This window comes from Streptomyces sp. NPDC032126 (assembly GCF_055580085.1).
In genome coordinates this window covers 406225-426704 of the sequence record NZ_JBVIMA010000002.1, presented here as the reverse complement: position 1 = coordinate 426704, position 20480 = coordinate 406225, and the positions used below count along the sequence as shown (strand labels likewise).

Below are 20480 nucleotides of genomic sequence, written 5' to 3'. Positions count from 1 at the left end.
TGTCGTCGGTTGCCGACGCTCCGCGTCGCCGCCCTCCTCCGCCTTGCAGCTGCACGCGCCAGACCCCGCTCGGGCCGACGGGGAGGACCCGTCGCTCGGAGCCGACCAGATCCGAAAGAAAGGCCCTAGCGTGGTCAGGGACAAGCAGACCGCGGGCGGAGGGACGTTCCCATGCGCGTCGGAGTACTGACCGGAGGTCGCGACTGCCCGGGCCTCAACGCCGTGGTGCGGGCCGTCGTCCGCAAAGGCGTGCAGGAGTACGGCGACGAGTTCGTCGGGTTCATGGACGGCTGGCGCGGCCCCCTGGACGGCGAGACCGTCCGCCTCGACATCCCCGCGGTGCGCGGCACCCTGCCCCGGGGCGGCACCATCCTCGGCTCGTCCCGCACGGACCCCCGCAAGCACCCGGACGGGGTCGAACGCATCCGGGCCAACCTCGCCAAGCACGAGATCGACGCCCTGATCACGATCGGCGGCCGCGACACGCTCGGCACCGCGGCCCACCTCGCCGACGAGCACGGGCTGCCGTGCGTCGGCGTGCCCAAGACCATAGACAACGACCTGTTCGGCACCGACTACACCATCGGCCACGACACCGCCGTCGGCGTCGCCACCGGTGCCATCGACCGGCTGCACACCACCGCCGAGTCCCACAAACGGGTGCTCGTCGTCGAGGTGATGGGCAGCGACACCGGCTGGATCGCCCTGCGCTCCGGCCTGGCCGGCGGGGCCAACGTCATCCTCATCCCCGAGCAGCCCTTCGACGTCGACCAGGTGTGCGCCTGGATCACCTCCCGCTTCCGGGCGTCGTACTCCCCGATCGTGGTCGTCGCCGACGGGGCCGTGCCCCTGGACGGCGAGGCGGCGCTCACCCGGGAGCCCGCCGCCGGCCGGGTGCGGCCGTCCGGGGTGGGGGAGTGGCTGGCCCGGGAGATCGAGCACCGCACGGGCAAGGAGGCCCGCACCACCGTGCTCGGCCACATCCAGCGCGGTGGCTCCCCGAGCCCCTTCGACCGCTGGCTCGCCACCCGGTTCGGGCTGCACGCCATCGACGCCGTCCACGAGGGCGACTTCGGGGCGATGGTCGGCCTGCTCGGCACGGACGTCGTCCGCTGCCGCATGGCCGAGGCGACGGCCGGGCCTAAGCGGGTGGGGCCGGAGCTGTACGAGGAGGTCGGGGTGTTCTTCGGCTGAATCAGACGTAGCCGGCGAGGCGTGCACATGTCGTATATTTCGCCGCATAGTCGATCACATCGGGAGCGGGCATGGAGATCCTGGCCTTCGGAGTGCAGGCCGACGAGCAGCCCCTGATCGAGCGCGCCTTCGCCGGCCATCACGAGGTCCGCTGCCTGGACGTGTTCCTCAATGAGGACACCGCGCCCATCGCGGCCGGCTACGAGGTGATCTCCACCAGCGTCAACGCCGAGCTCGGCCATCGCGTCCTGCAGACCCTCGCGGCCGGCGGCACACGGATGATCGCCCAGCGCTCCACCGGCTTCAACAACATCGACCTGCCCGTCGCCGAACGGCTCGGCATGACGGTCGCGCGGGTGTCGTACTACTCGCCGTACTCGGTCGCCGAGTTCGCCTGGACCCTCGCCATGGCCGTCAACCGGCGGATCGTGCGGGCCTCCACGCGCACGCGTGACTTCGACTTCCGGCTCGACGGACTGATGGGCCGCGACCTGCACGGCCGTACGGTCGGCGTCCTCGGCACCGGCAAGATCGGCGAGGCGTTCACCCGGATCGCCCATGGCTTCGGCATGCGCCTGCTGGGCTGGGACATCGCCGAGAACCCGGCCTGCGCGGAGCTCGGCATGCGGTACGTCCACAAGGAGCAGCTCCTCGCCGAGGCCGACCTGGTCAGCCTGCACGTCCCCCTGATGCCCGAGACGCGGCACCTCATCGACGCCGACGCGCTGAAGACGATGAAGGACGACGCGATCCTGGTGAACTCCAGCCGCGGCGGCCTCATCGACAGCGCGGCCCTCGTCACCGAGCTGCGCGAGGGCCGCTTCACCGGCGTCGGCCTCGACGTCTACGAGGCGGAGGCGGGGGTGTTCTTCTCCGACAGGTCCCTGGAGGCCATGGGTGACGACACCCTGGCCCGCCTCGTCACCTTCCCCAACGTCCTGGTCACCTCCCACCAGGCGTACTACACCGAGGACGCGGTCGCCCAGATCGTCGACACGACCGCGCGCAACGTCCTCGACTACCGGGCCGGCCGCCGCTCGGAGCACGTGCTGGTGCCGCGCAACTGACCGACCAGCTCCCGTACGACGGCGGCACCGTTCAGGGTGAGCACCGACTCCGGGTGGAACTGCACCCCGGCGAACGCGTTCCGGGGCGCGCCTGCGGCCCGGCCGGGCCCCCGCAGCGCGTGGACCTCGTACGACGTGTTGCGGCTGACCTCGACGCCGCGCGCGGCCAGCTCCTGGGCGGCCTCGTCGTCGCAGCGCGCCACGAAGCTGTTGTAGAAGCCGACGGTCTCGGTCCGCCCGAACAGGTCGATCGCCGTCTGCGCCCCCTGGTACGGGACCTCCTTGCGGACGATCTCCAGCCCCAGCTCGGCCGCGATCAGCTCATGGCCGAGGCAGACGCCGAGCACGCCGTGCCGGTGCTCGCGCAGGACACGGGCGGTCAGATCGCGCAGGAAGCGCATCTTGGGGTCGGCCGGATCCGAGGGGTCGCCGGGCCCGGGTCCCAGGACGACCGGGCCCTCGTGGGCGAGTACGGCCTCCCGCAGCCCCGGCTCGTCGTACCGCCGGACGGTCACCTCAAGGCCGCTCGACCGCAGCACATGCGCGAGCATGGCCGTGAAGGTGTCCTCGGCGTCGACGACCAGGGCATGCCCGGTGAGCTCCGCGGACCGCTCCTGCATCCGCAGCCAGAAGGGGGCGAGCAGGGCCCGCCGCCCGTCGAGCGCGGCCCGCACACGGGGGTCGTCGGCGAGACGCCGGCGCGCGGGGTCCTCACCCGGACGGGACGGCCGTACGCCCAGAGCCGCCAGCACCCCCGCCGCCTTCGCGTGGGTCTCCGCGACCTCGCCCGCCGGATCCGAGCCGCGGACGAGGGTCGCCCCCACCGGGACGCGCAGGTGTCCGTCGGGGGAGATGTCGGCGGTGCGGATGAGGATGGGGGAGTCGAGGGTCCGCGCGCCGCCGGAGTCCCGGCCGAGCAGGGCGAGCGCCCCCGCGTAGTAGCCGCGTCCGCCGACCTCGTGCCGCTCGATCACCCGGCAGGCGTTCTGCACCGGCGAGCCGGTGACGGTCGCGGCGAACAGGGTCTCCCTCAGGACCTCCCGCACGTCCAGCGACGACCTTCCGCGCAGCTCGTACTCGGTGTGCGCGAGATGCGCCATCTCCTTCAGCCGGGGCCCCACGACCACGCCACCCATGTCGCCGACGGTGCACATCATCTTGAGCTCCTCGTCGACGACCATCGACAGCTCCTCGATCTCCTTGCCGTCGGCGAGGAAGCCGAGCAGATGCTCGGGGGTCGGGCCCTCGGCGGGATAGCGGTACGTCCCGCTGATCGGGTTCATGACGACGGTGCCGCCGGACATCCGCACGTGCACCTCGGGGCTGGCCCCGACGAGCGTGCGGTCACCGGTGTGGACGACGAACGTCCAGTACGCCCCCCGCTCGCCCTCCAGCAGCCGCCGGAACAGCGCGAGCGCGTCCGCGCGGGAGAACCCCGGGATCTCGCCCTCGTACGTCCGCCGCACGACGAAGTTGGCGCCCTCGCCCCGTCCGATCTCCTCGCGCAGCACCCGCCCGACGATCTCGCCGTACGCCGTGTCTTCGACGTCGAAGGCGCCGCGCTCCACCCGCACGTCGTGTGCGGGCAGCTGGGCGAGGGCCTGCTCCAGCGGCAGGGTGTGCGTCTCCTCGGGCGTCAGCACCGCCAGCGGCGTCCCGTCGTCGCGGACGTCGAAGCCGCGCTCGCGGATCTGCCGGAAGGGGACGAGCGCGAGGCCCTCGTCGGGCAGGTCGGCGAGGCGCTCGTGGACGGAGACCGGGCCGATCAGGACCTCGATCAGGTCGTGGTCGTGGCCCGGGGTGCGCCGGCGCAGCAGGGCGAACGGTCGGGGATCGTGCGAGAGCTGTGTCAGGTCCATGGTTCCTCTGCCATCGATGGGGAGGAACGGGCCCCGGAAACGCCGAAGGCCGCCCCTCGGGCGGCCTTCGCGGACGTCGTGTGCGCGCGCAGTCAGTGGGCCGCCGGATGTGCGGTCCACCACCAGTTCTGGTTCGAGTGCGCGAACATGTGCCGCACCCTACCCCATGTCCACAGGGCGTATCCGGCGTCTCACTGGATGGGCATGGCCCGGAACCCGGGACATCACCCCGTAATGTTGACGTCGTGACCGTGAACGCTAAGACCAGCGCGAGCGCTGGCAACACCTGGCGAAACCTGCCCGCGGCGCAGCAGCCCGAGTACCCCGACACCGAGGCTCTGCGCGCAGTGATCGCGGACCTCGAGTCGTATCCGCCGCTCGTCTTCGCGGGCGAGTGCGACCAGCTGCGCGCCCGGATGGCGGCCGTCGCCAAGGGAGAGGCGTTCCTCCTCCAGGGCGGCGACTGCGCCGAGGCATTCGACGCGGTGTCCGCCGACCACATCCGCAACAAGCTCAAGACCCTGCTCCAGATGGGCGCCGTGCTGACGTACGCCGCCTCGGTGCCGGTCGTGAAGGTCGGCCGCATCGCCGGCCAGTACTCCAAGCCGCGCTCCAAGCCGACCGAGACCCGTGACGGCGTGACGCTCCCGACCTACCGGGGCGACTCCGTCAACGGCTTCGACTTCACCGAGGCCGCCCGGATCCCGGACCCGGAGCGGCTGAAGCGGATGTACCACGCGTCCGCCTCCACGCTGAACCTGGTGCGCGCCTTCACCACCGGCGGCTACGCCGACCTGCGCCAGGTGCACGCCTGGAACCAGGACTTCGTGAAGTCGTCCCCGTCCGGCCAGCGCTACGAGCAGCTCGCCCGCGAGATCGACAACGCGCTCAACTTCATGCACGCCTGCGGGGCCGACCCGGAGGAGTTCAAGACCGTCGAGTTCTACGCCTCGCACGAGGCGCTGCTGCTCGACTACGAGTCCGCGCTCACCCGCGTCGACTCGCGCACGGGCAACCTGTACGACGTCTCCGGGCACATGGTGTGGATCGGTGAGCGCACCCGGCAGCTGGACCACGCGCACATCGAGTTCGCCTCGAAGATCAGCAACCCGATCGGCATCAAGCTCGGCCCGACCACGACGGCCGAGGAGGCGCTGCAGTACATCGAGCGCCTCGACCCGGACCGTGAGCCCGGGCGGCTGACCTTCATCGTCCGCATGGGCGCCGACAAGGTCCGCGACAAGCTGCCCGAGCTGGTCGAGAAGGTCACGGCCTCCGGCGCCACCGTGGCCTGGGTGACCGACCCGATGCACGGCAACACCTTCGAGGCGGCCTCCGGCCACAAGACCCGCCGCTTCGACGACGTGCTCGACGAGGTCAAGGGCTTCTTCGAGGTCCACAAGTCGCTGGGCACCCACCCGGGCGGCATCCACGTGGAGCTGACCGGTGACGACGTCACCGAGTGCGTGGGCGGCGGCGACGAGATCTTCGTCGACGATCTGCACCAGCGCTACGAGACCGCCTGCGACCCCCGGCTGAACCGCAGCCAGTCGCTGGACCTGGCGTTCCTCGTGGCGGAGATGTACCGCGACCAGTAGGACGTCATCAGGACGTCAGCAGGACCGCGATGGGGCGCGGATCACATACGATCCGCGCCCCTTCCCCCTTTTGGGGTACCCGGACAGTGGGTAAGGTTAGGTTTGCCTCACCGATCAAGCGGGACGGCGCCACCTATCAATCCCGTCGGGAGGTGAACCGCGTGTTCGTCTGCAGTTGCTTCGGCATCACCGAACAGCAGGTCAAGCAGCACGCGGAGGACGGCGCCTGCACCCCTCGCCAGATAGCCTCCGCCTGCAAGGCGGGCACGGACTGCGGTTCCTGCGTACGGCGCATCCAGGCGATCTTGGGCCGGGGCGCGTGCCCCCGCCGCGAACTCGTCGACCAGGGCCGACCCGCCCTCACCGGCCTCGACGAGGCGGCCCAGCTCTCCGAGGCGGCCTAGGGCCTGTCCGGCAGATCAGGCCCTAGCTCTCCGGCTGCTCGATCAGCTGGGCCAGGTACAGGGCCTCGCCGAGCTTCTCCAGAAGGTCCAGCTGGGTGTCGAGGTAGTCGATGTGGTGCTCCTCGTCCTCCAGGATCGACTCGAAGATGTTCGCGGACGTGATGTCACCCTTTTCGCGCATCACCTTGATGCCGCGCTTGAGGCGGTCGATCGCCTCGACCTCGATCTCCCGGTCCGCCTCGAACATCTCCTTGACCGTCTGTCCCACGCGCACATGGAACAGCCGTTGGTAGTTGGGCAGCCCCTCCAGGAACAGGATGCGGTCGGTGAGCACCTCGGCGTGCTTCATCTCGTCGAACGACTCATGGCGCGTGTACTTCGCGAGCTTCGTCCAGCCGAAGTTCTCCTGCATCTTCGCGTGCAGGAAGTACTGGTTGATCGCGGTGAGCTCGCCGGTGAGCTGCTCGTTGAGGAATTCGATGACCTCGGGGTCGCCCTGCATCGCAGAGGCTCCTTCCACATCGGAGGGACTGGGAGGTTGCGGCCGCATGATTGCACCGGCGTAGAAGATCGTCCAGTAAGTGCGTGCTTAGTAAGTAAGTCCATGCTTAGTACCAGTTGCCCGATTCGGAGAGTGGCTGGTCCTGTGCACCGTGCCGGGTCTGTCAGGATGGAGCCATGGGTCATCCGGTGGAGCGAACGTCAGGAGAAGCAGCGGCGTCCGAGCTTCCGCCGGGGCAGCGAGTGCAGCGCGGCTGGCCGGTCACGCACTACGGACCGGTCCCCAAGTTCCGGCCCGAGCGCTGGGAGTTCCGGGTCTTCGGGGCCACCGCCGACGGCGGCAAGCACATCTGGACCCACGAGGAGCTCACCGCCCTGCCTTACACCACCGTCGTGGCCGATCTGCACTGCGTGACGAAGTTCAGCATGCTCGGTGCCGAGTGGGGCGGCTTCCCCGCGCGGACCGTCCTGGAGCTCGCGCCGCCCGCCCCCGACGTCACCCACGTGATGGTGTGGGCCGAGTACGGCTTCAGCTCCAATCTGCGCCTGTCGGACTTCACCGCCGAGCGCACGATCTTCGCCACCCACAAGGACGGCGAACTCCTCACCGCCGAGCACGGCTTCCCGCTCCGCCTGGTCGTCCCCCATCTGTACGCCTGGAAGGGGCCCAAATGGGTCCGGGGCGTCGAGTACATGACCGCCGACCGCCGGGGCTTCTGGGAGGAGCGCGGCTATCACAACATCGGCGATCCGTGGAAGGAGCAGCGCTACTCCTATCAGGAGGAGCCGGGCGAGGGACCGGAGCTCTGAGGGGCGGGCGCTTTGAGGGCGGCCCCGAGCTCTGAGGCGCCGGTCAGCCGTCTCTGAGCTTCTTCAGGCGTTCCACGTCCGCCGCGTGGCCCTCCTTGCCGCCCGGGGTCTCGATGATCAGGGGCACGCCCTCGGTCGCCGGGTGCGTCATCAGGGCGCGGAACGGGTCCTCCCCGATGTGCCCGGCGCCGATGTTCTCGTGGCGGTCCTTGTGCGCGCCGACGACATCCTTGGAGTCATTGGCGTGGATCAGCCTCAGCCGGCCCTCGCCGACCGTGTCGACCAGCAGATCGAGCGTCTGATGCATACCGCTCGGGCCGGTCAGATCGTGGCCGGCCGCGTAGATGTGGCAGGTGTCCAGGCACACGCCCAGCTTCGGGTGGGCGTCCAGCGCCTCGAAGTACGGCCCGAAGTCCCACGTCCGGGAGCACAGCGAGGCGCCCTGGCCGGCCGTGGACTCCAGCAGCAGATACGGGTCGTCGTCATGGCTCAGCTCGTCCAGCAGCGGCAGCATGTGCTCCCGCACCTGCTTCAGCGCCACCGACCGGTCCCGCCCGCCCGTCGCGCTGCCCGTGTGCACGACCACACCCAGGGCGCCGATCTCCCGGCCCCGGCGCAGCGAGTGCCGTAGTGAGTCCACCGACTTCTCCACGGTCGCCTCGGTGTGCGAGCCGAAGTTGATCAGATACGGCGCGTGGACGTACACCGGGATCGACTCCGCCGCGCAGGTCGCGCGGAACGCCTCGTCCTGCGCCGGGTTCCCGGCGGGGGTGGCCCAGCCGCGCGGGTTGGCGACGAAGACCTGCACGGTCTCGGCCTTGAGGTCATGGGCGTAGGACAGCCCCACGGAGTGCAGACCGCCGGCCACCGGAACATGGCCGCCGACGGGATTGCGGGGGAGGGACGACTGCGGGGGGAGGGACGACTGCGCGGAACTCACCCGTTCAGGGTGCCATGGCGCCCGGCCGCCCCCGTCACCGGATGGTGATCGTGATCGTCGACCCCTTGGGCGCCGTCTCCCCGCCGTCCACGGACTGGCTCTTCACCGTGTCGCCGAAGAGCCCGAGGATCCCGCGGTCCTCCTTGACTTTGAAGCCGGCCTGCTCCAGCGCCGACTTCGCGTCGTCCACGCTGTCACCCACCACGTCCGGGACCTCGACCATCTCCGGGCCCTTGGACAGGGTCAGCGTCACCGTGTCGCCGTCGGCGGCCTGGCTGTCCCCGGCCGGCGTCTGCGCGGCGACCTTCCCCTTGTCGAACTCGGAGTTGATCTGCTCGCCGGCGATCGTCACCTTCAGACCGGCCTCCTCCAGCTCGGCCTTGGCGTCGTCCAGGTCGTCACCGGTGACGTCCGGGACGTCGACGGGGGAGCCCTTGCTGACGACCAGGGCGACCGCCGAACCCGCGTGGCGCTCGGTGCCCTTCCCCGGGCTGGAGCGGATCACGAAGCCCTTGATGACGTCGTCGCTGAACTCCTCGGTGACCAGGCCCGGCTCAAGGCCGTCCGTCTTCAGCAGTTCCTTGGCCTTGTCCAGCCGGGAGCCGGTCACGTCCGGCACCTTCACCGTCTCCGGGCCGTCGGAGATGGTGAGCGTCACCGAGTCGTGGTCCCGGATCCGGGTGCCCGGCCCGGGGTCCGTGTTGATGACCCGGCCGCGCTTGACGGTGTCGCTGTAGGCGTGCTTGACCTTGCCGGCCTCCAGACCGGCCTGCGCCAGCCGCTCCCTGGCCTGCGCCTCGGTCTGCGTCAGCACCGCCGGCACCTTGGTGAACTGGCCGGAGTTGATGTACCAGACGCCCACGCCGACGCCGATCACCAGCAGCACGGCCGTGACCAGGGCGAGCAGCCGCGGCCGCACCCCGCGGCGCCGGGGCGGCGGCGGGGGCGGGGCCTCGAAGCGCGAGGTCCGGTGCACGCCGTCGCCGCCCTCGGGCAGGTCGTCCTCGTTGACCGGCAGCAGCCGGGGCACCGTCAGCGCGCGCGGGATCACACTGGTGCGGTCCTCCGCGTTGTCGTGCTCGGCGGAGTGGGCCTGCGGCGGCAGGGCGTCCAGCTGGTCGGCGCTCAGGGCCGCCCGCGCCTCGCGGACCTGCGCGAGCAGCGCCACCGCGTCGTGCGGACGGACGTCCGGGGTGCGGGCCGTCGCCGAGGCGACGAGCTCGTCCAGCTCGTACGCCATTCCCGGCACGGCGGCGGACGGCGGCGGCACGTCCTCGTGGAGGTGCTTGTACAGCACGATCGCCGGGGAGTCCCCGGAGTGCGGCTTCCCGCCCGTGAGCATCTCGTACAGCACGACACCGCAGGCGTACACGTCCGCGCGGGCGTCCGTGGTGCCCTGCTCGATCTGCTCGGGGGCGAGATAGGAGACCGTCCCGAGGACGGCCCCGGTGGTGCTGGTCACGGTGTCCACGGACCGCACGAGACCGAAGTCGGCGACCTTGACCCGCCCGTCGTCCCCTATCAGGACGTTCTCCGGCTTCATGTCGCGGTGCACGAAACCGGCCCGGTGCGCGGCGCCCAGCGCGGCGAGCACCGGCTCCAGGATGTCCAGCGCGGCGCGCGGCTGGAGCGCCCCGCGCTCGCGCAGCACGTCCCGCAGGGTGCAGCCGGCGATGTACTCCATGGCCAGATAGACGTACGACCCGTCGGTGCCCTGGTCGAAGACCTGGACCACATTCGGGTGCGCGAGCCGGGCGACGGACTTCGCCTCCCGGATGAACCGCTCGACGAAGGTGCCGTCGGCCGCGAGCGTCGGATGCATCACCTTGAGCGCGAGGACGCGGTCCAGGCGGGTGTCCACGGCCCGGTAGACCGTGGCCATCCCGCCGACCGCGATCCGCGCGTCGACGCGATAACGGCCGTCGAGCACCTGCCCGACGAGAGGGTCCTGAAGGGTCGTGTCCACGCAGGTGAGTCTACGAGTCACTGCTGACACACCCACCGCTTCCACCCGATCGGGGCGGTACTGCAGCCGACCTGTGACGCGCCGTGCGCGGGAGGGCCGTGGCCGGGTGGGAGATCAAAAAGCGGGCCGCTCGGGATCCAGCACGGCCAGGCCCTCCACCGGAGACGACGCCTCCGCGAAGTGCCGCCGGGGGATCCGCCCCGCCCGCCGCGCCAGCCGCCCCGCCTCCACCGCGTTCCTCATGGCGGCAGCCATCAGGACGGGCTCCTGCGCGCGCGTGACCGCCGAGGCCAGCATCACGCCCGCGCAGCCCAGCTCCATCGCCAGTGCCGCGTCCGACGCCGTCCCGGCGCCGGCGTCCAGGATCACCGGCACCCGCGCGTGCTCGACGATCAGCTGGAAGTTGTGCGGGTTGCGGATGCCGAGCCCGGAACCGATCGGCGAGCCCAGCGGCATGATCGCCGCACAGCCGACGTCCTCCAGCCTGCGGGCGAGCACCGGGTCGTCGTTCGTGTACGGCAGCACGGTGAAGCCGTCGTCGACCAGGGTCTCGGCCGCGTCCAGCAGCTCGATCGGGTCCGGCAGCAGCGTGCGCTCGTCGGCGATGACCTCCAGCTTGATCAGATCGGTGCCCAGCGCCTCACGCGCCAGACGGGCGGTCAGCACGGCCTCGCCGGCGGTGAAACAGCCCGCGGTGTTCGGCAGCACCCGGATGCCGAGCCGCTCCAGGACCGACAGCACGGAGCCCTGGACGGACGGATCCACCCGCCGCATCGCGACCGTCGTCAGCTCCGTGCCGGACGCGACCAGCGCCCGCTCCAGCACCTCCAGGCTCGGCGCGCCGCCGGTGCCCATGATCAGACGGGACGAGAAGGACGTACCACCGAGGACGAAGGGATCGTCGGCCATGGTCAGCCTCCTTGGACGGCGGTCAGGACCTCGACGCGGTCCCCCTCGGAGAGGGGGGTCGAGGACCACTGCGCGCGCGGGACGACGGTTTCGTTGAGGGCGGCGGCCACACCGGAGGGCGCGGCGGTCAGGGACGCGACGAGCGTGCCGAGAGCCGTGCCGGGCTCGATCAGGCGGGGCTCGCCGTTGACGGAGACGGTGACGGGGGCGGGGACGGGGACGCTCATGCGGGCTGCTCCATGCGGCTGAAACGCTTCGGGGTGAAGGGGCGGGCCTCGTCCGGGAGTTCCCCGGTGGTCAGCATCAGCGCCATGGCGTCGCCGGTGACCGGTGTCAGCAGCACGCCGTTGCGGTAGTGCCCGGTGGCCAGCAGCAGTCCGTCCAGCTCGGTCGGGCCGAGCAGCGGCGCGTTGTCCGGGGAGCCGGGGCGCAGTCCCGCGCGCGTCTCCGTCAGCGGCAGCTCGGTGATCCCGGGGACCAGCTCGTGCGCGTCCCGCAGCAGCCCGTACACGCCCCCCGCGGTCACGACGGTGTCCCAGCCCAGCTCCTCGCTGGTGGCGCCCACGACCAGCTCGCCGTTCTCGCGCGGCACGAGATAGACATGGCTGCCGCGCACCATCGCGCGCACGGTCCGGTTGAGGAACGGCGCGTACCGGCGCGGCACGGTCAGCCGCAGCACCTGTCCCTTCACCGGCCGTACGGGCGGCAGCACCTGGTCCGGGACGCCCGGCAGCCGCCCGCTGAGACTGCCCGCGGCCAGGACGACCTGCCCGGCGGTCAGCTCGTCGCCCGCACGCGTCACGACCCCGGCCGCACGGTCCCGTACGACCGTCAGGCGCTCCGCCCAGTCCCGGTGCAGCACCACCCCGGAGCGCTCGCACGCCGTCACCAGCGCCGCGGCCAGCCGGCGCGGGTCGATCTGGTGGTCGCCGTCCACCCGCAGTCCGCCGCGCACCCCCGGCGCGAGCAGGGGCTCCAGGCGCCGGCAGTCCCGGCCCGACAGCCACTCGGAGTCGAGCCCCGACTGCCGTTGCAGAGCGTGCAGTTCGCGCAGATGGGCGCGGTCGTCGGCGTCCAGCGCGACGGCGAGCGTGCCGCACTGGCGATAGCCGAGGTCCTGGCCGGTGAGAGCGGTCAGCTCGGCCGCGAACTCCGGATAGCGGCGGGCCGAGGCGAGGTTGAGGCCGAGCAGGGTCTGCTCGCCGTAGTGCAGTTCGGTGACGGCGGCGAGCATGCCGGCCGCCACCTGGGCGGCCCCGCCGCCCGGCTCGGGGTCCACGACGGTGGTGGTGAGCCCGCGCTGCGCGGCCCGCCACGCCGTGACCAGGCCGATGATTCCGCCCCCGATGACGAGGACGTCGGACGTGCGTGACGACATGGGCGTCCAGCCCCTCCCTTCGCCGGCATGACCCGGATCAGGTTCGTACGGTCGGAGGCCGCCAGCCTCCCTCTCAGCCCGGTGCGTCCGGGCTCCCGCGAGTGCTTTACGTTGGCCACCCTAGCCCGTGCCGTTTTCCTCAGTAAGGGAGCCTTGACCCATGTCCCGCTCGCTCGACGGACTGATCCTCGCCCCGGTCGCGGACCAGGCCCCAGGTCAGGTGGGCACCCGTACCCGCTTCACGTACCACGAGCAGGACGGCGAGATCTGGGCCGAGTACGCGGGCGGCGACGTCGTACGCGGCCACCTGGTGGGTACCCGTGAGGGCGACCGGCTCGACTTCCGGTACGTCCAGCTCAAGATCGACGGGACCACCTCCTCGGGGCACTGTGTGTCGGCCGTGGTCGTCCTGGCGGACGGGCGGGTCCGCCTGGAGGAGAGCTGGGAGTGGGAGTCGCAGACGGGCAGCGGCACGAGCGTTGTGGAGCAGGTCACGGAGCAGGACGGCTGACTGACGAATCGTCAGTTGTCTATGGTGATCAGGTGAGTGAGCAGAGTCGCGAAGAGGGCACGTCACCCGGGCGGCGCGTGGTCGTCGTCGGTGCCGGCATGGCCGGGGTGCAGACCGCCGTCGCGCTGCGCGAGCAGGGCTTCACCGGCACGGTCACGCTGATCGGCGCGGAGCCGCATCAGCCCTACGACCGGCCGCCGCTGTCCAAGGCCGTGCTGCTCGGCAAGGCCGAGGGCTCCGCCTTCGACGTCGACTTCGAGGGCCTCGGCATCGAGCTGTGCCTGGGCCGCGACGCCCTCGGCTTGCGCCCCGCCGACCACGAGCTGGACACCGAGGCCGGCCCGGTGCCGTACGACGTCCTCGTGCTCGCCACCGGCGCGGAACCGATCCGGCTGCCCGGCGCGGAGGGCGTGCCCGGTGTGCATCTGCTGCGCACCCTGGACGACGCCGAGCGGCTGCGGCCCGTACTCGCCCGGCGGCACGACATCGTGGTGGTCGGCGCCGGCTGGATCGGCGCGGAGTTCGCCACGGCCGCGCGCGAGGCGGGCTGCGCGGTGACCGTCGTCGAGGCAGCCGACCGTCCGCTCGCGGGCGCCCTGCCCGCCGAGGTGGCCGCCCCGATGGCCGCCTGGTACGCCGACAGCGGCACCGAGCTGCGCACGCACACGCGCGTGGAGCGCGTCGAGCCCGGCGCGGTCGTCCTCGACGACGGCACCCGGCTGCCCGCCGACGCCGTCGTGGTCGGCATCGGCGCCCGCCCCGCCACCGCCTGGCTGGCCGGCTCCGGCATCGAGCTCGGCGCGTACGGCGAGGTGGTGGCCGACGACCGGCTGCGCACCTCGGTGCCCGACGTCTACGCGGTCGGCGACTGCGCCTCCTTCCCGTCGGCCCGCTACGGCGAGCGGCTGCTGGTCCATCACTGGGACAACGCCCTGCAGGGGCCGCGCACGGTCGCCGCGAACATCCTCGGCGAGCCGACCGGCGAGCCGCCCGCGGTCTACGACCCGGTGCCGTACTTCTGGTCCGAGCAGTTCGGCCGGTTCGTGCAGTACGCGGGGCACCATGCGGCGGCCGACCGGATGATCTGGCGGGGCGACCCGGCCGGGCCGGCCTGGAGCGTCTGCTGGCTGCGCGAGGGCCGCCTGGTCGCCCTGCTGGCCGTGGGCCGCCCCCGCGACCTGGCCCAGGGCAGGCGCCTGATCGAGGCGGGCGCCGCCCTGGACCCGGCCCTGACGGCGGACCCGGCACGGCCCCTGAAGACGGCCACGCTCTAGGACACGCCCTAGGGTCCTCCTCCGTTCCGGATCCGGCCGACGTCCCAGGTGGGCGGGGCTGGCTTCCGGCTGTCAGTGGGAGATGGCAGTCTTGTGGTGTGACCGAGATTGACACCAAGATCGACGCTCTCGTCCCTGCCTGGCTCACCCTTCCCGACATCGCCGAACAGCTCGGCGTCGACGTGACGCGGGTGCGACAGCTGGTCAAGGACGGCCAGCTCATCGCCGTGCGCCGGGGCGAGAACCGCGCACTGCACGTCCCCGCCGCCTTCATCGACGGGGACAAGGTCGTCAAGGGCCTCTCCGGGACCCTGACGCTCCTGCGGGACGACGGCTTCACGGTCGAAGAGATGATCGAGTGGCTCTTCACCCCCGACCCGACCCTGCCCGGCACCCCGGCGCAGGCCCTGAGCGAGAATCGCGGCACGGAGGTGAAGCGGCGCGCCCAGGCGCTCGCCGTCTGAGCCGAACCACCCATCCGTCTGAACTGCCCTGGCGTGCGGCCCCGGCCCACCGCGGCCGCACGCCCTCGCCCCGGGGGGACACCCGCATGCCCGACACCGCCCGCGCCCGGCTCGCCGACGCCCGGCTCTACCTCTGCACCGACGCCCGTCGGAAGCAGGGTGACCTGCGCGCGTTCCTGGACGCGGTCCTCGACAACGGCGTCGACGTCGTCCAGCTGCGCGACAAGAGCCTGGAGGCGGACGAGGAGCTGGGCCTGCTGGAGCTGTTCGCCGACCGGTGCCACGCGTACGGCAAGCTGCTCTCGGTGAACGACCGCGCCGACGTCGCGCACGCGGCCCGCGCCGCGCACCCCACGGGCCCCTCGGTGCTCCACCTCGGCCAGGGCGACCTGCCGGTCCCCGCGGCCCGCGCCATCCTCGGCGACGAGGTGCTGATCGGCCGTTCCACGCACAGCGAGGCGGAGGCCGCCGCGGCCGCCGTCCAGGAGGGCGTCGACTACTTCTGCACCGGCCCCTGCTGGCCCACCCCCACCAAGCCCGGCCGGCCCGCCCCTGGCCTCGACCTGGTCCGGTACGCGGCCTCGCTCGGCACCGACCGCCCCTGGTTCGCCATCGGCGGCATCGACCTGGGCAATCTGGACCAGGTGCTGGAGGCGGGCGCCCGCCGGGTCGTGGTCGTACGGGCGATCACCGAGGCGGAGGACCCCGGCGCAGCGACGCGCGAGCTGGCGAAACGGCTGGCAACGGCCCCTTAGAAGCCGGCAACGGTCCCTTAAGTGCCGGGAACGGGCCCCTCAGGTGTCCGACAACTGTCCGACAGGTGGACAACGACCCGGCAATTCGGGCAAATTTCCGGAGTCCGGTTGGGTGACCGCCCGCCCCTGGCTAACCTGCGAGTATGGCCCTCGGAACCGCATCCACCAGGACGGACCGCGCACGCACCGTGCGCGACATCCTGGCCACCGGCAAGACGACGTACTCGTTCGAGTTCTACGCGCCGAAGACCCCCCAGGGTGAGCGGAGTCTGTGGAACGCGCTCCGCAGGGTCGAGGCGGTGGCCCCCGACTTCGTCTCCGTGACCTACGGCGCCGGCGGATCCACGCGGGCGACCACCGTCAAGGAGACCCAGCAGATCGTCGTCGACACGACGCTCACCCCGGTCGCCCACCTCACCGCGGTCGACCACTCCCTCGCCGAGCTGCGCAACATCATCGGCCAGTACGCCGACGCCGGGATCCGCAACATGCTCGCCGTGCGCGGCGACCCGCCCGGCGACCCCATGGGCGACTGGATCCCGCACCCGCAGGGCCTGACCTACGCCGCCGAACTCGTCCGGCTCATCAAGGAGTCGGGCGACTTCTGCGTGGGCGTCGCCGCCTTCCCCGAGATGCATCCGCGCTCCAGCGACTGGGACACGGACGTCACGCACTTCGTCGACAAGTGCCGGGCCGGCGCCGACTACGCGATCACGCAGATGTTCTTCCAGCCCGAGTCCTACCTGCGGCTGCGCGACCGCGTGGCGGCCGCCGGCTGCGAGACCCCGGTCATCCCCGAGGTCCTGCCGGTGACGAGCGTCCGGATGCTGGAGCGGCTGCCCAAACTCAGCAACGCCCACTTCCCGGCCGAGCTGAAAGAGCGGATCCTCACAGCCAAAGACGATCCGGCCGCTGTACGCTCCATTGGCATCGAATTCGCCACGGAGTTCTGCGCACGGCTGCTGGCCGAGGGAGTGCCCGGACTGCACTTCATTACACTCAACAACTCCACGGCGACGCTGGAAATCTACGAGAACCTGGGCCTGCACCACCCGCCGCAGGCCTAGACCGGTCGCGCGGGCGTACGACACACTGCGTAGCGGCCACTGGGAGAGGGGCGTACATGGGCTGGACGGTCCTCTACATCGCGTTCGGCGTCGTCGCGCTGTGGCTGCTCGGCGAGGTGCTGCTGCAGTACAAGGCGCGCCTGCGCTGGCGGCTGCTGGCGTTCGCCGGCTTCCTCGGCGTCGTCCTGGGCGTGCTGATCCCGTCGGTCGTCGTCATCGGCCTGGGCGCGGCCGCGTTCGCGGTCGGCCAGACCTACGTCACGCTGTCCTTCCGCCGCGGCTTCGCGGAGGGCTGGGCGGTCAAGCGCCCCGACGGCGAGGGTGTCGTCGCCGGGGTCGCCAAGCGCCGCCGCGGCAAGGCGGAGCAGCAGGACCCGACCCTGGAGGTCTCCGACCTGGAGGCCGGCGAGGCGGGCGCCCACGACCACGACGACGAGGGCGCCTACGGCGACGAGAGCCCGGCGTACGCCGCGGACCGGACCGCCTACGACGACTACGACCGCGACGACGTCTTCACCCCCGCCCGCCCCACCTCCGCCGAGACCACCTCTGTCTACGAGCCGCAGCCCATGCCTGACGACACCGGCTCCTACGGCGTGTACAGCGACTCCGCCTACGCCTCGGCCGCCGGCCAGTCCCAGGATCAGTACGCCGCCACGGGCCAGGGCGGCGGCGACCAGGGCTACGGCTACGACGCCTACCAGGGCTACGGCCAGCAGGGCTACGGCTACGACACGTCCGGCGGGCAGCAGCAGTACGCCGCCTACTCCGACCCCTACATCGGCACCCAGACCTACGGCGGCGGCACCTACGACACCGGCTACGGGCAGCAGGGGTACGGCCAGCAGGGCTACGACCAGTACGGCACCGGCGGCTACGGCGAGACCCCGGCCGGCGGCGTCTGGGTCCCGCAGCAGCGCACCACCGACGACCCGCTCAGCGGGGAACTCCCCCCGGAGCAGCAGTACCCCTACCCCGGGGACGGGCAGCAGGGGCACAGCGGGATCGACGAGCAGTACCGTTTCTGAAGCGGTCGCGTCGGCGCCGTCGCCGTCCCAAGCGGCGCGGCGCACCGTCGGCGGGGCTCACTGGGAGCCCCGGAAGTCCGGCCCCTCCACGATCAGCCCGGCGACCAGCGCCCCCGACATCCCGGCGTGCGGAAGACCGCCGCCGGGATGCGCCCAGCCACCCACCCGGTACAGCCCCGGCAGCGGGGTCGCGTTGGCCGGGTGCAGGAAGCGGCCCTCGCCGGCGGCCAGCGCGGGGGCCGGCACGGCGCCGAACGAGGCGCCGGTCTCGGCCTCGGTGTGCTCGGGCGTACGCACCTCACGCCACATCAGTCGCTCGCGCAGCCCCGGCACGGCCGCCTCCGCGGCCGCCACCATGAGGTCCGCGAACCGGTCGTCGGTCGCGTCGACACCCCAGTCGGCCCGCGTCGGCACCGTGGCGGACAGCACCACCGACTCGAAGTCCCCCTCGGGGTGCAGCGCGGGATCACCCGGCCGCAGCACCGTCACGGTGGGACGCGCCGGCTCACCGCGCGCGGAGTCGAGGAAGTCCAACTCGGCGGCGCGGTCCGGGGAGTGCACCACCGTGCGATGGACCGCACCGGCCTCACGCGCGCCGCGCAGCGCCAGCAGCACCGTGAACCTCCCCGGCCGGTCCGCCTCCGGACCGGGCCGCACCGCACCCTCGCCGTACAGCGGATGCTCCGTCAGACCGGCGAGCCGGGCCGGGTCCACGCCCGCCACGACATGGTCCGCCTCCGCCACACCGCCGTCGGCGAACTCGACCCCCGCCGCCCGGCCGTCCTTCTCCAGCACCCCGGTGACCTCGGTCTCGAAGACGAACTCGACGCGGCGGGCCAGACACCGCTCGTACACCGCGCGGGCCAACTCCCGTATCCCGCCGCGCACATACCAGACACCGAAGGCGTGCTCCATGTACGGCAGCACGGCCGCGCTCGCCGGGGTGACGCGCGGGTCCAGGCCGTACGCGAGGGCGTGGCTCTCCAGCAGGGCCGCGAGGCGGGCGTCGCGCAGCTCCCAGGCGCCGACCTCGGCGAGCGTGCCGGCCCGGCGGGTGCGCAGCAGCTTCTTGTGCGGTACCGCCGGATACGGCTCACGGCCGGCCAGCACCGACCAGTTGGGCCACAGGGGCTCCTCCAGGAGGGGCCGGCGCGTGCGGTCCCACGCCTCGCGGGCCCGGACCAGGAAGTCGCCCCAGCGCCCGCCGGCGCCCGCTCCGAGCGCCTCGTCCAGGGCCGAGACGACGCCCGCGCGTGAGGCGTTGGGCAGCGACACCGCGGTGCCGTCCGCGAAGACGTGCCGTGAGGACGGGTCGACCTGGACCAGCTCGACAAGGCGCTCCAGGGGCTCCTTGCCGGTCTTGAGGAACAGGTCGCGGTAGACCGCGGGCAGGGGCAGCAGCCCCGGCCCGGTGTCGAAGCGGAAGCCGTCCCGCTCGACCCGGCGCACCGCTCCGCCGTACGTCCCCGTCCGCTCGTACACCACCACCCGGTGGCCCGCGACGGCCAGCCGGGCGGCGCCCGCCATCGCGCCCATCCCGGCGCCGATCACCGCAATCCGTGCCATGCCAGGGACTTTATCGGCCACCGCCGACAATCCCGCCGCGGGCCCCTGACCAGCGGCGACACGCGGGGCGGGGCGGCCGGCGGGAGTACGGGCGCGGACGTGCTCGTGACCAGTCGGCGCAGGTGCCGGCTGGGCGCGCGTGCGCAGGGCTGAGTATCCGTACCTAGGTGCCGAGATGAGTAGCCGCGCGGATGGGTCCCGACCTGCGCGAACGGGAGAGTGGAGGCACGGAAAGGGGCTCGGCTCCGGCACCGCCGACACGGGGCGGCGGAACGGGGCCGGCCCTCGACCGCTCCTTCCGCCGACTCCGTCGGCGGGAGCGAGGCAACGGGGGTGCGAGGGGAACGACCGAACGGGGGAATCGGGGGAACGGGGAAATCAGGGGGAAATCGGGGGAACGGGGAAAACGGGGGGAGCACGAGGAAGCGCCGGTGCGCGGTGGTCCGTGGGGGACGTGACCGCGACGTACCGGCGCTTTCGTGCGTGCGTGTGTGTGCGTGCCGCCGTCGGCTGACGTGGCGGTCAGGGTCTGCCGCTCACCCGTCCCTGAAGCAGCCGCGACAGCGCCGCGTGCACGTCGTCCAGGGAGCGCTCCGGCTGGAACGCCTGCCAGTCCAGGGCGGCCACCAGCACCATGCCGACCAGCGCCGCCGCCGTCAGCGGCACATCGATCTCCTCGCTGAACTCGCCGCCCTCGATGCCCTCCCGCAGAACGCCCTCGACGACGGCCACCGCCTCCTGGCGGACCACCATCAGCGTCGACTGCCAGGCCCGGTTGGTGCGCCACAGCTCCGCCACGTACAGCTGGGTGAAGGCCGGGTAGCGGTCGATGAAGACCAGCCCCGCGCGGACCATCGCGTCCAGGGCGTCCACCTTGGAGCCGCCCGCGCGCGCGGTCCGCTCCGCCGCCTCCCGGAGCGAGGCGGTCAGCAGGCCCACGCCGTGCCGCAGCAGTTCCTCGAAGAGGACCGACTTGCTCGCGAAGTTGTAGTAGACCGTGCCCTTCGCGACGCCGGCCCGCTCGGCGATCTCGTCCACCGTGGTGGCGGAGAAGCCCTGCTCGGCGATGAGCGTGACGGCCGCCTCGTAGAGCTTCTGCCGGGTGGCCTCGCGGCGGGTGCGGCCGCCCGACGTGGTGCTGCTTTCCATGCCCCTGATTGTCACAGGAACCGGGCCCGCCGATGGCCGC

General features: G+C 72.0%; 21 protein-coding genes and 1 riboswitch. Of the genes, 11 read left to right on the top strand and 10 right to left on the bottom strand.

From position 1 onward, the window contains the following. The first annotated feature begins 171 nt into the window (after positions 1-171). The gene (locus ACZ5NW_RS10445) at positions 172-1194 is read left to right on the top strand and encodes a 6-phosphofructokinase (RefSeq protein ID WP_468743391.1); all 1023 of its coding nucleotides are present in this window, start codon (positions 172-174) and stop codon (positions 1192-1194) included. A 71-nt stretch (positions 1195-1265) separates the two neighbouring features. Beyond that, positions 1266-2261, top strand: a complete 996-nt coding sequence (locus tag ACZ5NW_RS10440; RefSeq protein WP_468743390.1) for a 2-hydroxyacid dehydrogenase — start codon at positions 1266-1268, stop codon at positions 2259-2261. Here ACZ5NW_RS10440 and ACZ5NW_RS10435 read toward each other — a convergent pair. Beyond that, positions 2213-4120 (bottom strand): anthranilate synthase family protein, encoded by a 1908-nt coding sequence (locus ACZ5NW_RS10435; RefSeq protein ID WP_468743389.1) that lies wholly within the window; start codon positions 4118-4120, stop codon positions 2213-2215. The two genes, ACZ5NW_RS10440 and ACZ5NW_RS10435, sit on opposite strands and share 49 nt — an antisense overlap. 92 nt (positions 4121-4212) lie before the next feature. Continuing rightward, positions 4213-4269 (bottom strand): trp operon leader peptide, encoded by a 57-nt coding sequence (locus ACZ5NW_RS10430; RefSeq protein ID WP_101392327.1) that lies wholly within the window; start codon positions 4267-4269, stop codon positions 4213-4215. A gap of 96 nt (positions 4270-4365) precedes the next feature. Here ACZ5NW_RS10430 and ACZ5NW_RS10425 point away from each other — a divergent pair, with 96 nt between their 5' ends. Together ACZ5NW_RS10425 and ACZ5NW_RS10420 are read left to right on the top strand one after the other, a co-directional pair. Continuing rightward, positions 4366-5718: a class II 3-deoxy-7-phosphoheptulonate synthase gene (locus ACZ5NW_RS10425; RefSeq protein ID WP_468743388.1), complete on the top strand. Its 1353-nt coding sequence runs from the start codon at positions 4366-4368 to the stop codon at positions 5716-5718. A gap of 152 nt (positions 5719-5870) precedes the next feature. Continuing rightward, positions 5871-6122: a (2Fe-2S)-binding protein gene (locus tag ACZ5NW_RS10420; protein WP_468743387.1), complete on the top strand. Its 252-nt coding sequence runs from the start codon at positions 5871-5873 to the stop codon at positions 6120-6122. A gap of 22 nt (positions 6123-6144) precedes the next feature. Here the strand turns inward: ACZ5NW_RS10420 and bfr are convergent, their stop codons facing one another. Continuing rightward, positions 6145-6624, bottom strand: a complete 480-nt coding sequence (gene bfr / locus ACZ5NW_RS10415) for a bacterioferritin (protein WP_468743386.1) — start codon at positions 6622-6624, stop codon at positions 6145-6147. A 176-nt stretch (positions 6625-6800) separates the two neighbouring features. Between bfr and ACZ5NW_RS10410 the strand changes: the two genes are divergently transcribed. Then, complete coding sequence (locus ACZ5NW_RS10410) at positions 6801-7433, top strand: sulfite oxidase-like oxidoreductase (RefSeq protein ID WP_468743385.1); 633 nt, start codon at positions 6801-6803, stop codon at positions 7431-7433. Positions 7434-7476: 43 nt separating this feature from the next. On the opposite strand, the gene ACZ5NW_RS10405 is transcribed toward ACZ5NW_RS10410, so the two are convergent. The 5 genes from ACZ5NW_RS10405 to thiO all read right to left on the bottom strand — a co-directional run bounded on the left by ACZ5NW_RS10405 (position 7477) and on the right by thiO (position 12626). Continuing rightward, positions 7477-8373, bottom strand: a complete 897-nt coding sequence (locus tag ACZ5NW_RS10405) for a deoxyribonuclease IV (RefSeq protein ID WP_468743384.1) — start codon at positions 8371-8373, stop codon at positions 7477-7479. Positions 8374-8407: 34 nt separating this feature from the next. Next, positions 8408-10339: a Stk1 family PASTA domain-containing Ser/Thr kinase gene (gene pknB, locus ACZ5NW_RS10400; RefSeq protein ID WP_468743383.1), complete on the bottom strand. Its 1932-nt coding sequence runs from the start codon at positions 10337-10339 to the stop codon at positions 8408-8410. Positions 10340-10453: 114 nt separating this feature from the next. Next, the gene (locus tag ACZ5NW_RS10395; protein WP_468743382.1) at positions 10454-11248 is read right to left on the bottom strand and encodes a thiazole synthase; all 795 of its coding nucleotides are present in this window, start codon (positions 11246-11248) and stop codon (positions 10454-10456) included. 2 nt (positions 11249-11250) lie between these two features. After that, positions 11251-11475, bottom strand: coding sequence for a sulfur carrier protein ThiS (gene thiS / locus ACZ5NW_RS10390; protein ID WP_468743381.1), 225 nt, complete (start codon positions 11473-11475; stop codon positions 11251-11253). Continuing rightward, a complete protein-coding gene (thiO, locus tag ACZ5NW_RS10385; RefSeq protein WP_468743380.1) occupies positions 11472-12626 on the bottom strand; it encodes a glycine oxidase ThiO in 1155 nt (384 codons plus the stop codon). Before thiO ends, thiS begins: the two co-directional genes overlap by 4 nt. Then, positions 12624-12735, bottom strand: a riboswitch (TPP riboswitch). (Overlaps the previous gene by 3 nt.) 51 nt (positions 12736-12786) lie before the next feature. Between thiO and ACZ5NW_RS10380 the strand changes: the two genes are divergently transcribed. From ACZ5NW_RS10380 to ACZ5NW_RS10355, 6 genes are all read left to right on the top strand, one after another. Further along, the gene (locus ACZ5NW_RS10380; protein ID WP_468743379.1) at positions 12787-13137 is read left to right on the top strand and encodes an avidin-fold protein; all 351 of its coding nucleotides are present in this window, start codon (positions 12787-12789) and stop codon (positions 13135-13137) included. A gap of 32 nt (positions 13138-13169) precedes the next feature. Then, a complete protein-coding gene (locus ACZ5NW_RS10375; protein ID WP_468743378.1) occupies positions 13170-14411 on the top strand; it encodes an NAD(P)/FAD-dependent oxidoreductase in 1242 nt (413 codons plus the stop codon). A gap of 98 nt (positions 14412-14509) precedes the next feature. Continuing rightward, positions 14510-14875, top strand: coding sequence for an Rv2175c family DNA-binding protein (locus ACZ5NW_RS10370; protein WP_468743377.1), 366 nt, complete (start codon positions 14510-14512; stop codon positions 14873-14875). Between the two features lie 86 nt (positions 14876-14961). After that, complete coding sequence (gene thiE / locus ACZ5NW_RS10365) at positions 14962-15630, top strand: thiamine phosphate synthase (RefSeq protein WP_468743376.1); 669 nt, start codon at positions 14962-14964, stop codon at positions 15628-15630. A 143-nt stretch (positions 15631-15773) separates the two neighbouring features. Next, complete coding sequence (gene metF / locus ACZ5NW_RS10360) at positions 15774-16697, top strand: methylenetetrahydrofolate reductase [NAD(P)H] (protein ID WP_468743375.1); 924 nt, start codon at positions 15774-15776, stop codon at positions 16695-16697. A gap of 56 nt (positions 16698-16753) precedes the next feature. Further along, entirely contained in the window at positions 16754-17725 is a 972-nt protein-coding gene (locus ACZ5NW_RS10355) for an SCO2102 family sporulation regulator (protein ID WP_468743374.1), read from the top strand. 57 nt (positions 17726-17782) lie between these two features. On the opposite strand, the gene ACZ5NW_RS10350 is transcribed toward ACZ5NW_RS10355, so the two are convergent. Beyond that, positions 17783-19291, bottom strand: a complete 1509-nt coding sequence (locus ACZ5NW_RS10350; protein ID WP_468743373.1) for a phytoene desaturase family protein — start codon at positions 19289-19291, stop codon at positions 17783-17785. 522 nt (positions 19292-19813) lie between these two features. Then, positions 19814-20440 carry a TetR/AcrR family transcriptional regulator gene (locus tag ACZ5NW_RS10345; protein WP_468743372.1) on the bottom strand — a complete coding sequence of 209 codons (627 nt, stop codon included), beginning with the start codon at positions 20438-20440 and terminating at the stop codon, positions 19814-19816. Between the last annotated feature and the right edge of the window lie 40 nt (positions 20441-20480).

Coding starts and splice junctions, on each gene's coding strand:
- ACZ5NW_RS10445 (WP_468743391.1), top strand. CDS start 172: ATGCGCGTCGGAGTACTGACCGGAGGTCGCGACTGCCCGGGCCTCAAC.
- ACZ5NW_RS10440 (WP_468743390.1), top strand. CDS start 1,266: ATGGAGATCCTGGCCTTCGGAGTGCAGGCCGACGAGCAGCCCCTGATC.
- ACZ5NW_RS10435 (WP_468743389.1), bottom strand. CDS start 4,120: ATGGACCTGACACAGCTCTCGCACGATCCCCGACCGTTCGCCCTGCTG.
- bfr (WP_468743386.1), bottom strand. CDS start 6,624: ATGCAGGGCGACCCCGAGGTCATCGAATTCCTCAACGAGCAGCTCACC.
- ACZ5NW_RS10410 (WP_468743385.1), top strand. CDS start 6,801: ATGGGTCATCCGGTGGAGCGAACGTCAGGAGAAGCAGCGGCGTCCGAG.
- ACZ5NW_RS10395 (WP_468743382.1), bottom strand. CDS start 11,248: ATGGCCGACGATCCCTTCGTCCTCGGTGGTACGTCCTTCTCGTCCCGT.
- thiS (WP_468743381.1), bottom strand. CDS start 11,475: ATGAGCGTCCCCGTCCCCGCCCCCGTCACCGTCTCCGTCAACGGCGAG.
- thiO (WP_468743380.1), bottom strand. CDS start 12,626: ATGTCGTCACGCACGTCCGACGTCCTCGTCATCGGGGGCGGAATCATC.
- ACZ5NW_RS10380 (WP_468743379.1), top strand. CDS start 12,787: ATGTCCCGCTCGCTCGACGGACTGATCCTCGCCCCGGTCGCGGACCAG.
- thiE (WP_468743376.1), top strand. CDS start 14,962: ATGCCCGACACCGCCCGCGCCCGGCTCGCCGACGCCCGGCTCTACCTC.
- metF (WP_468743375.1), top strand. CDS start 15,774: ATGGCCCTCGGAACCGCATCCACCAGGACGGACCGCGCACGCACCGTG.
- ACZ5NW_RS10355 (WP_468743374.1), top strand. CDS start 16,754: ATGGGCTGGACGGTCCTCTACATCGCGTTCGGCGTCGTCGCGCTGTGG.
- ACZ5NW_RS10350 (WP_468743373.1), bottom strand. CDS start 19,291: ATGGCACGGATTGCGGTGATCGGCGCCGGGATGGGCGCGATGGCGGGC.
- ACZ5NW_RS10345 (WP_468743372.1), bottom strand. CDS start 20,440: ATGGAAAGCAGCACCACGTCGGGCGGCCGCACCCGCCGCGAGGCCACC.